Origin of the sequence: Anabaena sp. UHCC 0451 (assembly GCF_034931405.1) — a bacterium.
Taxonomy (GTDB): Bacteria; Cyanobacteriota; Cyanobacteriia; order Cyanobacteriales; family Nostocaceae; genus RDYJ01.
Map to the genome: position 1 here is coordinate 61,470 of NZ_JAYGHA010000008.1, position 14,774 is coordinate 76,243.

13 protein-coding genes and 1 tRNA gene are annotated in these 14,774 nt (G+C 37.2%); 8 read left to right on the forward strand and 6 right to left on the reverse strand.

Annotation, left to right across the window (positions count from 1 at the left end; all coding sequences use genetic code 11):
* Positions 1 to 78 precede the first annotated feature (78 nt).
* Together VB694_RS07455 and VB694_RS07460 are read right to left on the reverse strand one after the other, a co-directional pair.
* Positions 79 to 615: a hypothetical protein gene (locus VB694_RS07455; RefSeq protein WP_323359681.1), complete on the reverse strand. Its 537-nt coding sequence runs from the start codon at positions 613 to 615 to the stop codon at positions 79 to 81.
* Positions 616 to 713: 98 nt separating this feature from the next.
* The gene (locus VB694_RS07460; protein ID WP_127053311.1) at positions 714 to 860 is read right to left on the reverse strand and encodes a ribbon-helix-helix protein, CopG family; all 147 of its coding nucleotides are present in this window, start codon (positions 858 to 860) and stop codon (positions 714 to 716) included.
* A gap of 38 nt (positions 861 to 898) precedes the next feature.
* Here VB694_RS07460 and VB694_RS07465 point away from each other — a divergent pair, with 38 nt between their 5' ends.
* Positions 899 to 2,023: a transposase gene (locus tag VB694_RS07465; protein WP_323359682.1), complete on the forward strand. Its 1,125-nt coding sequence runs from the start codon at positions 899 to 901 to the stop codon at positions 2,021 to 2,023.
* A gap of 105 nt (positions 2,024 to 2,128) precedes the next feature.
* Positions 2,129 to 3,073, forward strand: coding sequence for an ADP-ribosylglycohydrolase family protein (locus VB694_RS07470; RefSeq protein ID WP_323359683.1), 945 nt, complete (start codon positions 2,129 to 2,131; stop codon positions 3,071 to 3,073).
* 16 nt (positions 3,074 to 3,089) lie between these two features.
* Here VB694_RS07470 and VB694_RS07475 read toward each other — a convergent pair whose 3' ends face one another.
* The 3 genes from VB694_RS07475 to VB694_RS07485 all read right to left on the reverse strand — a co-directional run bounded on the left by VB694_RS07475 (position 3,090) and on the right by VB694_RS07485 (position 5,775).
* Positions 3,090 to 4,070, reverse strand: coding sequence for a transposase (locus VB694_RS07475; protein ID WP_323359684.1), 981 nt, complete (start codon positions 4,068 to 4,070; stop codon positions 3,090 to 3,092).
* An 18-nt stretch (positions 4,071 to 4,088) separates the two neighbouring features.
* Positions 4,089 to 4,973: a hypothetical protein gene (locus VB694_RS07480; protein WP_323359685.1), complete on the reverse strand. Its 885-nt coding sequence runs from the start codon at positions 4,971 to 4,973 to the stop codon at positions 4,089 to 4,091.
* 142 nt (positions 4,974 to 5,115) lie between these two features.
* Entirely contained in the window at positions 5,116 to 5,775 is a 660-nt protein-coding gene (locus VB694_RS07485; RefSeq protein WP_323359686.1) for an Npun_F0813 family protein, read from the reverse strand.
* A gap of 356 nt (positions 5,776 to 6,131) precedes the next feature.
* Between VB694_RS07485 and VB694_RS07490 the strand changes: the two genes are divergently transcribed.
* The 4 genes from VB694_RS07490 to VB694_RS07505 all read left to right on the forward strand — a co-directional run bounded on the left by VB694_RS07490 (position 6,132) and on the right by VB694_RS07505 (position 7,863).
* Positions 6,132 to 6,204, forward strand: a tRNA-Arg gene (locus VB694_RS07490).
* 248 nt (positions 6,205 to 6,452) lie between these two features.
* Positions 6,453 to 7,022, forward strand: coding sequence for a dCTP deaminase (dcd, locus tag VB694_RS07495; protein ID WP_323359687.1), 570 nt, complete (start codon positions 6,453 to 6,455; stop codon positions 7,020 to 7,022).
* A 108-nt stretch (positions 7,023 to 7,130) separates the two neighbouring features.
* Positions 7,131 to 7,478 (forward strand): hypothetical protein, encoded by a 348-nt coding sequence (locus tag VB694_RS07500; RefSeq protein ID WP_323359688.1) that lies wholly within the window; start codon positions 7,131 to 7,133, stop codon positions 7,476 to 7,478.
* Positions 7,471 to 7,863 carry a hypothetical protein gene (locus tag VB694_RS07505; protein ID WP_323359689.1) on the forward strand — a complete coding sequence of 131 codons (393 nt, stop codon included), beginning with the start codon at positions 7,471 to 7,473 and terminating at the stop codon, positions 7,861 to 7,863. The genes VB694_RS07500 and VB694_RS07505 overlap by 8 nt, the downstream gene beginning before the upstream one ends.
* Positions 7,864 to 7,953: 90 nt before the next feature.
* Here VB694_RS07505 and VB694_RS07510 read toward each other — a convergent pair whose 3' ends face one another.
* Positions 7,954 to 9,492 carry a thymidylate synthase gene (locus tag VB694_RS07510; protein WP_323359690.1) on the reverse strand — a complete coding sequence of 513 codons (1,539 nt, stop codon included), beginning with the start codon at positions 9,490 to 9,492 and terminating at the stop codon, positions 7,954 to 7,956.
* Between the two features lie 236 nt (positions 9,493 to 9,728).
* On the opposite strand from VB694_RS07510, the gene VB694_RS07515 reads away from it, so the two are divergent.
* Positions 9,729 to 10,310: a thioredoxin family protein gene (locus VB694_RS07515; protein ID WP_323359691.1), complete on the forward strand. Its 582-nt coding sequence runs from the start codon at positions 9,729 to 9,731 to the stop codon at positions 10,308 to 10,310.
* A gap of 262 nt (positions 10,311 to 10,572) precedes the next feature.
* Positions 10,573 to 14,406, forward strand: a complete 3,834-nt coding sequence (locus VB694_RS07520; protein ID WP_323359692.1) for a DUF2157 domain-containing protein — start codon at positions 10,573 to 10,575, stop codon at positions 14,404 to 14,406.
* The last annotated feature ends 368 nt before the right edge of the window (positions 14,407 to 14,774 follow it).

Below are 14,774 nucleotides of genomic sequence, written 5' to 3' on the forward strand. Positions count from 1 at the left end.
ACCCATCAAGAACTGAACTGACAAGTCAGCGATTACGCTATCACTTTTCCCCTCATGAAAAGACTTTTTCAGCAAGCCCTACTTGAAGCGATAACCAATACCACCATTGATGCTAACAGCAGAAGCGTCACTATTTTGGTAAGCACCTAATCCAACTTTAGCGTTAGTGTAGACGAGGAAGTTTTTAGTTACTTCAGATTCCACCCCAGCACCAACAACTACAGAATCTCTGTTACCCAAAGGTGTAGGTTTACCATCTGACTCTACAAAAGAATAGCCACCAGTGATAAAGGCATTTGTTCTGTTAGCAATGGGTAAATCTACAGAAATTTCGGGAATGATAGCAGAGGTTTCATCGCTCCAGAGGACATTACCACGGGCTGAAAAAGGTGTATTTCCCAATTTCAAACGGCCTGTGACATTTCCGCCAAAAGTAGCAGCATCATTGTTTTGTCCACCATTGGTAACACCAGCAGCTACACCAGCACCAATATAACTAGCATCAGTGCCTTTTTGAGTTTCAGCAGCAGCTTTACCAACTGACAGGAAAGCAGGAACAATAACTAAGGAAGATAAAGCAGAAATTGTGACCAAAGATTTGAGAAAGCGTTTCATAATTGTTACCAAATTTTAGAAGTTTTACTGTTAAATTAACTGTCGAATAACGGTTAAAATTGTTCCAGATGATTTTAAATTTTACCAAAAACCTGGGTCTAAAGCCCCGTGCTTCTAGCACGGCTTTTCTTCAACTTCCGGATCATCTCTCTAAGTACGTCATTTTGAGTGCGATCTGTTTCCTCGCAATATTTCAAAAGTATTTCATACTCTTCATCAGAACACCGAACCGTTAATTTCTTCATGCCGTCATATTGCCGTCAATCTATGGTAGAATACTAGCATGAAAACACTGAAGTTTAAACTCTACGCACACAAACGGAATAGACACCTCAAGCGCACAATTAATGCTGCTGGGGTGATTTATAACCATTGCATTGCCCTACACAAACGGTACTACCGGATGTATGGCAAATGTTTGAGTTGTGCAAAACTTCAGTCACACATTGCCAAACTGCGGAAGAGAAACCCATTTTGGCAATCGCTAGGTTCTCAGGCAGTACAAGATATATGTCAACGCATTGAGAAAGCCTACCAACTATTTTTTAAACATAACAAGAAAGGAGTAAGACCACCAGGATTTAAGAAAGTTAAGAAGTACAAATCCTTCACCCTCAAGCAAGCAGGTTATAAGTTTTTGGGTGGTAACAGGGTAAAAATTGGTAGTAAAATTTATCAATTTTGGAAGTCTAGAGAGATTGAGGGAACAGTCAAAACCCTAACCATTAAACGCACGACCTTGGGTGAATTGTTTATGGTTATTGTTGTTGTTGATGATGGTAGCCCAGAAGTTGAAGTTAAGACGGGTAGAATCGCTGGCTTTGATTTTGGGTTGAAAACATTTCTCACTTGCTCAGACGGCACTAAAATTGAGTCTCCCCAATTTTTCAAGCAGTCCCTAAACGCCATTAAAAAAGCTAGTAAACAGCATTCTAAAAAGTTAACAGGTTCGTCCAACAGGGAACGAGCAAGAAAAAACTTAGTCCGCAAGTATGAGGGTATTTCTAATCGTCGGCGTGACTGGTTCTGGAAGTTAGCCCATGAGTTAACTGATAAGTTTGATGTACTGTGTTTTGAGACTTTAAATCTCAAGGGGATGCAACGTCTTTGGGGCAGGAAGATATCAGACTTGGCGTTTAGTGAGTTTCTGCAAATTCTAGAATGGGTTGCCAAAAAGAAGAATAAAATGGTTGTTTTTATCGACCAGTGGTATCCAAGTTCTAAGACTTGTTCTAGTTGTGGGCATATTCTAGAAAAGATTGATTTGTCTATTAGAGAATGGCGTTGTCCATCCTGCCAGTCAGTAAACGGAAGAGACGAAAACGCTAGTCGCAATATTTGTGCAGTCGGGGCATCGACTGTTGGGTTAGGTAGTGTAAGTCGGTATGAAACTGCAATTGCTGTTTGAGCCTAGAATCCTCACGCCTTTAGGCTGGGGAGTATGTCAAACAGATATAGCCTAGTATTCCAGATGAGAGATTTATATTTTGGTCATTTTCTCAGAGATTGAATCATGGTCAAGACTACAAAGGTATTGTCAGGTTTGATGGGTGTATGTGTCGGGGATGCGTTGGGTGTACCGGTAGAGTTTACAAGCCGTGCTGAACGTCTAAAATCTCCTGTGACATCAATGTTGGGTTATGGTACGTGGAATCAACCGCCTGGAACTTGGTCTGATGATAGTTCCCTAACTTTGTGTTTGGCAGAATGTTTATGTGAGGGATTTTCCCTAGATGCCATAGCTAATTTCTTTTCGCGCTGGTACACAGAAGGTTACTGGGGCGCTCACAGTCAAGTATTTGACATTGGTGGTACTACCAGACAAGCTATTATTAATTGGCAGCAAGGAATGTCACCTATAAATGCAGGTGGTAGTAGTGAAAATAGCAATGGTAATGGTTCTTTAATGCGAATTTTACCAATGGCCTATTTTTATCAAACCTTGACTTTTAGGGAATTAATAGAACGAGTCCATCAAGTTTCTGGCATTACTCATGGCCATCTTCGTTCAAAAATGGCTTGTGGGATTTATATCAGTATTGCGGTAGAGCTATTGGCAGGATTTAAACCCAAAGTAGCTTATTTACAAGGATTAGAGAAGATTCAAGCAATTTATTTTAATCATTTTAATAGTGAATATGCCTTAGAAAAACCCCATTTTGATAGAGTTTTCAGTGGAAAAATTGCCCACATCCCCATTGAAGAGATTAGTTCTGGTGGTTATGTCATTGATACTTTAGAAGCATCTTTGTGGTGTTTCTTAAATAGCTCGTCCTACGCCCAAGCTGTGCTTACAGCCGTTAACTTAGGCGGAGATACGGATACTACTGCGGCTGTGACTGGTGGTTTAGCCGGAATTTATTACGGCGGGGAAAATATTCCTTCAGAATGGCTGGAGCAAATTCCTCGTCAAGAAGACATTATGGAATTGGCCTATCGTTTAGCTATGGCACTCTGAAGAAATACAGGTACAGCTAAATCAGAGACAGGGAGTAAACCTGACCATCAATCAACAGCCTGGTAATGCCTTTGGCTTGTAGATGGGTACTAGCCTTATGCAGCATTCTACTATCAGGAACTTTAATTACGCGATCGCGCTTGGTAGAGAAGCGTTTAGCCACTCGGTGATTATCAAACACTGGCAGAGTTTTCTGTTGAGTTTCGATAGTAGGAATCGGACCCAAATCGCCAAAATCCTTGAGTGGTCTAGTAATTAGTTCCGCAGAGCGGTCAATGACCAAATAACAAGTTTTGGGTAGGTGGGCTACCGACAATGGTAAAACCTGAACGGCGACTTCACCTGCTCTGAGTCTAGTGAATAAAGGCGTTGGTTCCCCAAAGTCCTCGTCTTCAAAATCCTCCTCATCGTCATATAAATCGTCGTCTAAATCGTCCAAATCATCAGACTCGTCCAGTAAATCATCCTCGAACATATCTTCGATGACGTTAGTCACTGGTTCTTCATCCTCTAGGACTGCTCTAGGGATGCTGGGTAATTCTGACGGTTTATGCCGGACAATTTCGATTTCCCTGGCTACTGGCTGTTGTGGCTCTTCTGTGGCAGAAGAGCGGGTTTTCACCCTTCTAATCACCGGAATTGGCCGGGGAATCGGCTCAGGACTAGGAGCTTCTTCTTCTATCCTTGGCTTCTGTATTTCAACCTTGGGCAACTCCAATAAAATCTTATCGCTAGTTGCAGGTTCTGTTTCTATTGGTCGTTGACTCAACAGCGGTAATTGTTCGTAGCTTACCTGCGCTCTGCCTTCAGGGGTTCTAGCAGCGCGTTTTAAAGAAACAAGATATTCGTAATCTTCTTCTGGTAAGGTGCTTTTGAGTAATCTGCTAATCGTTGAGTTGCTGACACCATAGCGTTCTGCCAAAGTCGAGGTGGTTTCGGCAGTCTCTTTATATAACTTGAGAATTTCTTGTTTGTCGGAATCTGTTAATTTTCTCACGGTAGACACCAAAATTTGTTAAGTTCGTTTGCGTCCACTGGTACGCCGCTTGAGGCTCAATGATGCTTCGTATTCTAAAGCAGCGCCCATACCAAATAACACTCCACTAAACACCCAGAACACTTCTAGTATGTCTCCACTTTGATAATCTGGAAGATAGTTAGTGGCATATTTAAACCACATATCTGCAATGTAGAGCGAAAACGCTGCGGCTGCAATCATTCTCCAGGAGAGAGAAACTTTTCCTCCCCAAAAGGCTAACAACATGATTGTAGCGATAATTAACAGCAGTACATCACTAACTACGTAAAACCAATCTAAAATTAGTTTTATTTGCTGCATAAGAGGCTCTAGGTCTGCTGAAATGTCTGGATTTTGCCGAGAAATGAACCAAGCGATAAAACTGCCTAATGCACCAACAGCAAACACAATTAGCCACTGCCATTTTTCTAAGTTGATGCGTCGGGAGAACAAAGCTAGGGACATACCTGTACCCAAGAAGAGATAAGTTATGACAAAAAACACGTCAGCTATAGACACATCCGGTTCTTGTCCCAAACCTATTTCTATATACCCAAAAACTATGCCCCCGATAAAGTAAGCCAACATACCTAAGCCGATAAATAGCCAAACTTTTCGACTGCTGATAATCTGAGTACTCCGCCAATTTCGCCAACACAGAAAACTTGCACCCAAGTATGCTGAACCTTCAAAGATATTAGTTCCCAGTAGATACCAAGCTTCGCGGATTTCTTTGCCATCATTACTGGGATCAGGAATTTTGGCGCTGAACAACAGGAAGTATAATAGAGCTAACATCGCCCAGCCGAGACTAAGCAAAACGATGTTTTGAATGCTAAAGAGGTTTTTTGATCGGTATGAATTGTCGTATGAGTTACTCATAGTTTGTGACTAAGTAGATGCACTGTAGCAGTATGTTTGGCATAATTGATGGTGTTTCCAGTATTTGAGCCACTGGGAATCGTTCAAGTTAACACCTAAAGCTGGTGTCAATGAACGGTTATGTGAGCAAATAATATCCATACTAATGCCAAAGTTTACCGAGTGGAGATTGATTTAACCAACTAATAAATATTAATTGTTCTTCTTCTGCCATATCTTGTAGCCTATCCTCTAATTGATGTGCAAAGTTGGTATCACCAAAATATGTTTTTCCTAGTTTGTGTAGTTCTTCCAGGAGAATAATCACATGAGTTTCTTGCCAAGGAGGTAATTTGGGCATTTGTGAAAGCTCAACAGTTAACAAAGATTTGGCCGATTCTGAGGAAGATGCTTGGGGAAATTGTTTTTGCTGTAATATCCCTGTTATATCTTTTTCAAATAAAGCAGCTTGTCGATTACCTAATAAATCTTCAATATCCAGATAAACGGCTTGCAGCAGCAGAATACTCGCTAAGGTCAAAACTTCAATATTGCTATGGCTACCTGTATCATTTTCTAGCTGTTCTAAGCGTATTTTGCCCCAGACGCTGTAACGCTCTGGTTCTTCTAGCAAGACACAAGCTTTACCACGATTGTCAGTCAGCGATCGCCACAGAGTTTTAGCTTCAACCTCTTGACTGGCTTTGAAAACACTTATCAGGCGGAAGGTTTGCCCCTGATAATGGAGGATCGGCACCTGCTGATCCCGCGTTGGGTGCTGAATAGTCGATATTTCAACATCCTGGCGTTTAAGAATAAACATGGCACTAGCAACTCACTCCTCACAGGGGCTGTTTTGATAAGGGATATCTCATGGACTTGGGCAAGATTGCCAAAAGTATAATTATTTATATTATGGTGGAGGAAAATTAGGCATTTGCCAAATACTTGACCACCCTACGCCAGAGATAACATGGACGTTCATGAGCAAATTCCCCCTTGAGATCACAATATATCGGAAATATACCCTTTGTTTTCGTCTTTTAGTTTACATCGACTGACTCATGACTTGGATATTAGTCTTGAGATTCTGAATTTTCTAATTTGCCCTTGCTTTTTACTAGGAAAAATATATATAATGGTGTATGATGACTTTTTGAGAAGCCAGATATTAGTCTTGGGCGCGTAGCTCAGTGGATAGAGCAATTGCCTTCTAAGCAATCGGTCGCAGGTTCGAACCCTGCCGCGCTCGTTTTAAGTAAGTAAAAACCCTCAAGGGTATAAGTAATTATATCCTGGTTTGGGAAATTAATTGTTAATTTTGCTGCATTACATCAGGTACTTGCTAAAGTATATGGCAATAGTTTTGTTTTATGCTTTAGCAAATAAAACCTCATTTTTATAAATGGTCTTAAAGAAAATACCAATTCACGATATCCTATTAACTTGTTTTGAATTACTCGTGAATTTGTGATTAAGAACGATATCTGGATTACCGAAATGGCTCAAAAAGGTATGATCGCGCCTTTTGAGCCTAGTTTAATCCGAAAAGTACAAAAAGACCCATCTTTAGCTGTGCAACCTGTCATTAGCTATGGTTTATCTTCTTATGGTTATGATATCCGTCTTTCTGGCTCGGAATTTCGGATTTTTCGACACATTCCCGGTACTGTCATTGATCCTAAAAATTTTAATCCCCAAAATTTAGAATCTACTCAACTGCATACAGATGAAAGTGGTAGCTATTTTATCCTACCCGCTCATTCCTATGGTTTGGGTGTTGCCTTAGAAAAACTGGAAGTTCCAGAAAATATTACAGTAATTTGTATAGGTAAATCTACGTATGCTAGATGCGGAATAATAGCAAATTTAACTCCCGCTGAAGCGGCGTGGAGAGGTCATCTTACCTTAGAATTCTCTAATTCTTCCAGTGCTGATTGTCGTATTTATGCTAGTGAAGGTGTTGTACAGCTACTCTTTTTAGAGGGTGAACCATGTGCTGTTAGTTATGAAACTCGTAGGGGTAAATATCAGGATCAAATGGAAATTGTAACTCTTGCTCGCGTATAGTCCAATACTTGTGAAACAGCTATTTTCTCAATAAAACAACTTGATAATTATGTTTTGATAATCGCAATAGCTATCGCTTAATTTTTGCAGGTGTCCAATTAGATAATCATGCCAGAAGAAGAACCAATCTCAGATCCCTTTTTAATACAACTATTAGAAGGGTATAATTTAACAGAGGTGGCTGAGATTGAAAAATATATGATCGAGTGGGATGCTGCTACTTATAGTAGTGTTGCTCAGAGTATATTAGACCATGCTGCTAGAAAAGATATTGACCCTTTAAAGTATTTACGCAAAGCTCATAACTTTAATAAAAAAGGAGCAGTCAGAGTTCCAAAAACTGGATATCGTGGAGATAGTTCAGCTGTATATCGCAAAGGTAATGAATATCTGATTGTCAAACCAGACAAATATGGTAGCGAAAAGATAGTTACTTATGGAGTTAACAATGACTGAAGCAATTTTAAATGAGCAGGAATTGACAAAGAGAAATATTGCTCAATTATTACCACAGTTGACAAATCTCTATCAAAACACCCGCAGGGAAAGAAAAGAAATTGCTACTCAGTTTCCCCCAGAGAATGAAGAGTTTTCACTGTTAGAGGAAATTGAACTTTTAACAGTCAATTTAAGAGGTTATGCCAGTCAAATTGCAGCTACAGGTGACATAGTTAATAAGGAGCAGGTAATTTCTCAATTACAAGCAATGCGAGTTTTTAGTATCACCCAAATTGGGAAATTTTACTTTAACAGTAATGGCAAATATGAACAAATGAAGGATTATATTAGGGTGTTGGATTACTTGAGATTGTTATTGTTAGAATATTTGCAGTCTGTTTAAAATATAAAACTTAACTTTTATCAAAATTGATATAAATGGATGATTTATAACTATTAGCAATCGCCATAGGATTATTGAAAGCTGACACATTTATACATTTGATAAGTGTAAATATGTATTAATTTTCAAAGGTTTATCCTGTTCATAAATAAACTGTTCTTTCATTAACAAAGCCATTTCCGCTTTTTGTAATTCCACACCTAAATACATTGCATGAGATACTTGTAACCCAGGACAATCTGTGAAGATTTGCTGGGAAAGTTTATGTGCAGATTTACCAGAATAACAATTAACTACTTCTCCAGAACCAGGAGTTGTATGTTCGACAATAATTTGATTATTCTGGATAGTAATAATAAAACTACCAGCAGGATCAAAATAGTCTTTTTGCTGAGATATTTTAAGATATTGAGATGAAATTACATTGGCGACATTTTCAAAACAATCATCATAAATATGGGCGCTTTGACTAATGGTAATTAATGCCCCCATTTTCAAAACATGATCAGTTTTTTTAACTAAAGAATTATAAATATACTTTTGTAAAGCTCTTAATCCCATCGCATTTGCTGGCCAAGCTGAGAACATATCATTACTTCTGAAGGTGGCAGTTAAAGATAGTTCATTATCAACTATTCTCACCCAAATATGATTTAAACAAGGAGGACTATCATTATGATCTTGATTAGCATCCCATAACGACATTACTGCTCTAGCTGAATCAATATCATTGACTAATTTATCAATTACTTGTTCAATTTGATCTCGTCCAAACCAAGAACGCAAACGTTGTCCATAGGTATATTTCACACCTTCCCGATGTGGTGCATCATCTAAAATTTGCGAAATATATTCTTCTAAAAAGCTTCTATCAATTGGTAAATAATTAGGTTCAGGAAAATAAAAATCATCAGGTTCATCGGTGACAACTGCCATTAAATCTATTAATTCTTGCCATTTTCCATCATAACCAGTTGGTCTAATTGTACCTGTTGTTTTAATACGATGAATGATTTTTACCCAAGTTTCAGCGATAGTTTTACCTTCTATGCGATGTCCATAACGTGAACCAGGTAAAACAGTCGGTTCAATGGTAGACATGGGAAATTCTAACGGTATTCCCCAAGATTCAATTATTTCTTTTTGGGCATAAATTTTAATTTTTTCTACTGCTTCAGTAATTGATTTAGCTTCTTCAATTTCTACAGAATGACGCAGTTTTTCTAAAGCATTAATATCAATATCTATATCAATATATCCAGGAATGGGAGAACGAATAACCCAAGATTTACGTCCGGTATCGCTTAAATTTTCCTCTACACCATTGCAGAAAAAATCTAGTAAGCATTGCGACGCACCAGCGTTTTTATCTTCTTTGGTAGCGTTGAGGACAACTAAATAACGAACATGAGGATTGAATAACAAATTGCGAATTAGTAGATTTATACCCCTGGTGGGTGAATATAACTGTCCAATTACAGCATACTCTAATGGTTGCAGATGTTTTGCGATCGCTTGCTTCACCGTCCAACCTGTAATTACTGCTGTTTGCCCACTTCCGTAAATCAACTGATTGGGTTTGTGCTGTGCTGCGTAACGAAATTGAGTTGTATGACCTGTTTGTGGCATCTTTTAGCAAAAGCTCAAAAATAGCAACTTATATTACCATAGGATATATATATCAAAAGATAATTTTACAAAAATTAATGCTGTAATCGGACTTTGGATAAGCTTGTAAAAAGAAGTTAAAACGTGATTACAGAAAATTTCACAAAATCGAGAGACGTGAAAATTACCATCTTTAATTTTGGTAATTTTCGGCAAAATTTAATGCTATCTTGTAAGCATTCAACAAAGGGGAATCTATGGTATTAACTGCTTCAACAATGTTACCGCTAGGTACAAAAGCACCAGAATTTCATCTACCAGAAGTGGTATCTGGAGACATAATTTCACTTGCTACTTTTGCAGATAAAAAAGCATTACTAGTGATGTTTATTTGTCGGCATTGTCCATTTGTGAAGCATATCCAAACAGAATTAGCTCAATTAGGAAAAGATTATCTTAACAGTGATTTAGGTATTATTGGCATTAGTGCTAATGATGCTCAAAACTACCCAAATGACGCGCCAGAATCATTGAAAAAAATGGCAGATGAGTTAGGATTTAAGTTTCCCTTATGCTACGACGAAACCCAAGCCACAACAAAAGCTTATACAGCAGCTTGCACACCTGATTTTTTCTTGTTTGATAAAGAAAGAAACCTGGTCTATCGTGGACAATTAGATGATAGCCGTCCCAGTAACAATAAACCTGTAACAGGTGCAGATTTACGCGCAGCTATTGAAGATGTTTTAGCTGAAAAACCAGTCACCAGTGAACAACAGCCAAGTGTTGGTTGCAATATTAAATGGAAACCAGGGAACGAACCAGGTTACTTTGGTTGAGAAAATCTCAACACAATCAGCACTTATAGTTATGCTGTCCCGATTTCTCCACGAAGTCGGGTATTTATTTGCTTGGCAATATAGATAACGTGACAGTTTCAGTAAATGGCTAAAATATGCTTGATATTTTTAGGTAAAACCTAGATTTTTCTTTGCGTCTTTGCGCCTTTGCGTGAGTTATTTTAATAACTGGCACAATAAAGACCAAAATATTGTAACATTAGCATCAAAATAGACGTATCTACAGATACGAATGATGTTTATGTCACCACCCCTTGACCGTCAATTAAAAATTGAACTGAAGCTATCTTCTTCTCATCCTCAGTTATTAGCAGGACTAGATATTTGGCTGCGCTTGGGTTTAATATCTGATGCTGAAGTTAAAAAGTTATGTCGAGATTATCTGATTTGTGCTGTAATATTGCAACCCCAGGTGGAAAATCATCCACAAGAGGTATTGACAAATAATATAAAATTAAACCCATTAATTGCTACTTTACCTCCAGAACCAAAAACACCAGCTAAACCTAATTTTATCATTACAATGTTGGAATCATTGGGTGAAGAATTAAGTGTGAGATGGTTGTTATTTTTAGGGATATTTTTAGTAGTTTTATCTTCTGGTGTATTAGCAGCAAGTCAGTGGGAAAGGTTTCCTGCTGTTGGACAATATGGAGTTTTATTAGCCTATACTTTAAGTTTTTGTGGTTTTACTTTTTGGACTAGCAAACAAAACAATTTAAAATTAACAGCACAAACTTTATTAATTGTAACTTTGTTATTAGTGCCTGTGAATTTTTGGGCAATGGATAGCTTTAGTTTGTGGAATAATCCTATTAATTGGGTAGTATTAGCTATTGCTTCTTTGCTGCTATCAACGGTTACAATTATACTTTCTCGAAATCGTACAATTCTTAGTAATTTCCCCAGTGGTAAATTACCTTTAGTGAATATTCTCAGTTTGAGTTATTTACATTGGGGTTGGAAGTTATCAAATTTTCCCTTAATTGCTGTTTATATTGGAATGGTAGGTACAACTTTAATTACAGTTCATCAAAATTTACGTCAACCACGAGAGAGATTAAGTAAACAAGATGATAGTTGGGGAATTGGAATATATTTTGCTGTCGTTATTTATGGTTTATTAGGATTATTATTTCGAGCGATTTTTGTAGCTGGTGTCAATGTTACTCAGTTGGGTTTAGCAATTGGTATTTGTGGTTGGTTAGTAACTTGGTTAGTAGAAAAAAATCCCAATTCTCTTGCTTACATTTGGGGAAACATAGGCGGAATTTTGTTATTTTTAGGTTGGTTAGTTTCAGTATTTACCCAACCAGAACAAGCAATAGTTGTCAGTGGTTTGAGTTTGTGGTTTTTTAGCCGTCGGTTACAAAATCAGAGTTTAAAAATTGATTTAACAGCTATTTTCTTGATTGGTTTACAGACAATATGGTTAGGTTGGAGGTTAGTACCTGAACAATTACAGCAATTTATCATTAATACAGCAACTTATCTGACTAATTCCCAAAATCAACCTTTAACACTATTGAGTATTGCTTTATTTCCTTATATCATTTTGATGTTAATTTTAACAGAAAAATTGCATCATGATGAAAAACAAGAATTAGCAACTTTTGGCGAGCAACTAACTCTATTATTAGGTGTTTGCTTAACTAATTTCGCATTACTTAATCCCACAGTATTAACATTAAATCTTATATTTTCTACAATCACTTTAGCTCTTGTTACTAAACGCCATTCTTCCCAACCTCATTTAGTTTATTTAACTCATGTCACAGGAGTTTTAACAGTTTTTTCTACTATCAATTGGCTGTCACCAGGATTGAGTCAAGAAATTTGGGCAGCAATTTTGTTAACTATAATGGTTGCAGAATGGGTATTTAGTGTGGGTGCAGGAATTTGGGAACGTAGTGCTTGGTATATTGGTTTAGGACTTGCTACCCTCAGTTTTGTTTTGCTATTGGTAAATATTCAAGCATCTACTTATGATGTGATTTACAGCTACAACAGTTGGGGAATTATTTGGTTAATTACACCTTTAGCACTTACAGGTTTAGCTATTCGCACTACTGAACAAGTTCGTATTTTTAATACTTTTTTGAGTATTGTAGCCATCATAGCTGCCCAGTTTTTAACTTTGCCTTTGACAGAAACGAGATTAATTGGTTTGGGTGTTGGTGTTGGTGTGATGTTTGTCAATACTCGCTATTTAAGAAAACAAGAAAATGCAGCTTTAACTATTGGTTTTGGACTGGGTTTTATTGCTGCAATATTATGGAATTTACCAAGTTTATCTGTATCAGCTTGGTTTATGGTAGGTGCATTTGCTATCTTCAGTTTATGGTTAGGACGCACCTTACTTTTACGAAAAGGTACAGAATTAGCGGTTATTTATGCAGCAGCTAGTGATAAATGGGCTATTACACTCTGTACCCTAGAATTATTAGGCATAACATTACATTCATTCCTCATTTATACAGGAAATAGCAACGCCGAAATTCTCTATTTTATCTCCACAACTATAACTTTAGCTGCAATTATTTACCGCAGTTGGCAGCAACCGAATAACTGGGCATTTTATAGCATTGGTTGGTGTTTAGAATTGTTAGTGGCTGAAGTTGTGGGTTTTGGTGAATACTCAATTATTAAAATAGGTATTGCTAATATTGGACTGGGTTTAACAACTCAATTATTTGGGGAATGGTGGCGCAGAAAATATCAAATTTTACCTCAAAGTTTCCATATTTTACCCCTCATTTATGGTGCATTTAGTATTTTATTGAGGTTAACCACATTTACCGACTGGACAGGTTTATATAGTTTAGGAATAGCCTTAATTTTGATTGGTATAGGACGCAGAAAAGAAGAATTTAAACCTATACTTTACCTTGGCATTATTGGTATCTCAATTTCTGCTTATGAACTCCTATTTTATCAAATGTCTCAAGCCACAGGAGGAGGATTAGGAGATGGTTTAATTGCTATGTCAGCCCTGGGTACTAGCATCATGTATGTTTACCGCATTCTTTCCCCTTGGTTAGTCAATTATTTTCGTCTTACATCAGGAGAACTGAAAAATATTGCCCATTTGCATTGGTTTTGGAGTAGCAGTTTATTATTAGCTGCTGTCACATTTCCTCTGCCAATTAACTTTTATGTAGGTATAGGCACAGGACTATTTTTAACTCGCTATGCAATATGGCAAGGGAGAAGAAATAATCTCAATTTACCTATACAAAAGGTGGGAAATCTAAATGTGGATGAAATTTGGGTTTATCTGGGTTTATTAACAGCAGGTATGACTGGTATTTATTTGCAGAATTTACCAATAAGCAGCTTTTTTATTCAACATTTAATGCCTTGGAATGGTTCTTTAGCTTGCGTATTTGCTTACTTCCTTTACATTTTACCTTGGGAAAATTTAGGCTGGGCAAAAACACCTTGGCAAAGAACAGCATACATCTTACCGTTAATAATCATAGGAATTACCCAACAACAAATTTATCCCATCACCTTAATTATCGCTGGTGGATATTATATATTCCTGTCCAAAATAACTAGACAAATTCGTTTTACCTACATTAGTGTAGTTTTAATAGATTGGGCTTTATTTAACTGGTTTAATCAATTAAATTTTAAAGATAGCTTATGGTATATCACAACCATGGGAATATCAATATTATATATTGCCCAAATAGACCCACAATTAAAATTAGCAGAATCCAAAGAAATTCGTCACTTTGTGCGAATGCTAGGCAGTAGTTTAATTTGTGGTTGGGCGGTTTTGTTTCATCAAAATTTACCTTTTATTCCTGGTATTTTTAGCTTCATTGCCATTTTCGCTGGACTAGCTTTAAGAATACGTGCGTTTCTTTATGTTGGTACGGCTACTTTTTTCATTACAAGTATTTATCAACTGGTAATTTTCAGTTTCAGCTACTCTTTTTTAAAATGGGTTATCGGCTTATTATTAGGTATCCTCCTAATTTACATAGCCGCTAACTTTGAAACCCGACGCACTCAAATAAATTCTTTCCTTGAAAATATCAGCGACAAATTTCAAGAATGGGAATGAATATAGTAATGCTAGATTAGTAATAATTCAGGTGAGTCGATAATTTTATTAACAGCTAAACCTCTATTTAAACAAAAAGTCTCCATTGCTGATATTTGGTTTTTTAGCTCTGGTTTTTTAGCTCTGGTTTTTGACCACTGGACGATACTCCTAAAGATTTCCATCCAGGATGACATATATAAATAGTGGTGGGAAAACAAGAACCGCAAAACGCAGTAACGATAGTAACAATGCCATTTATTGCTTTATTTACACTTCTGGTGTTATGTTAAATGCAACTAGTTTACACGTCTTACAAAAAACGTAAAACAACTGAAAAATAGGCATTATAAGAAAAAAGGCTGAAAATCCTTGAGATTAAGTTTTGG

Bases quoted from the DNA above. Each gene is read 5' to 3' on its own strand.
- VB694_RS07465 (WP_323359682.1), top strand. From the start codon at position 899: ATGAAAACACTGAAGTTTAAACTCTACGCACACAAACGGAATAGACAC.
- VB694_RS07515 (WP_323359691.1), top strand. From the start codon at position 9,729: ATGGTATTAACTGCTTCAACAATGTTACCGCTAGGTACAAAAGCACCA.
- VB694_RS07505 (WP_323359689.1), top strand. From the start codon at position 7,471: ATGACTGAAGCAATTTTAAATGAGCAGGAATTGACAAAGAGAAATATT.
- VB694_RS07510 (WP_323359690.1), bottom strand. From the start codon at position 9,492: ATGCCACAAACAGGTCATACAACTCAATTTCGTTACGCAGCACAGCAC.
- dcd (WP_323359687.1), top strand. From the start codon at position 6,453: ATGGCTCAAAAAGGTATGATCGCGCCTTTTGAGCCTAGTTTAATCCGA.
- VB694_RS07520 (WP_323359692.1), top strand. From the start codon at position 10,573: ATGTCACCACCCCTTGACCGTCAATTAAAAATTGAACTGAAGCTATCT.
- VB694_RS07470 (WP_323359683.1), top strand. From the start codon at position 2,129: ATGGTCAAGACTACAAAGGTATTGTCAGGTTTGATGGGTGTATGTGTC.
- VB694_RS07455 (WP_323359681.1), bottom strand. From the start codon at position 615: ATGAAACGCTTTCTCAAATCTTTGGTCACAATTTCTGCTTTATCTTCC.
- VB694_RS07485 (WP_323359686.1), bottom strand. From the start codon at position 5,775: ATGTTTATTCTTAAACGCCAGGATGTTGAAATATCGACTATTCAGCAC.
- VB694_RS07500 (WP_323359688.1), top strand. From the start codon at position 7,131: ATGCCAGAAGAAGAACCAATCTCAGATCCCTTTTTAATACAACTATTA.
- VB694_RS07460 (WP_127053311.1), bottom strand. From the start codon at position 860: ATGAAGAAATTAACGGTTCGGTGTTCTGATGAAGAGTATGAAATACTT.
- VB694_RS07480 (WP_323359685.1), bottom strand. From the start codon at position 4,973: ATGAGTAACTCATACGACAATTCATACCGATCAAAAAACCTCTTTAGC.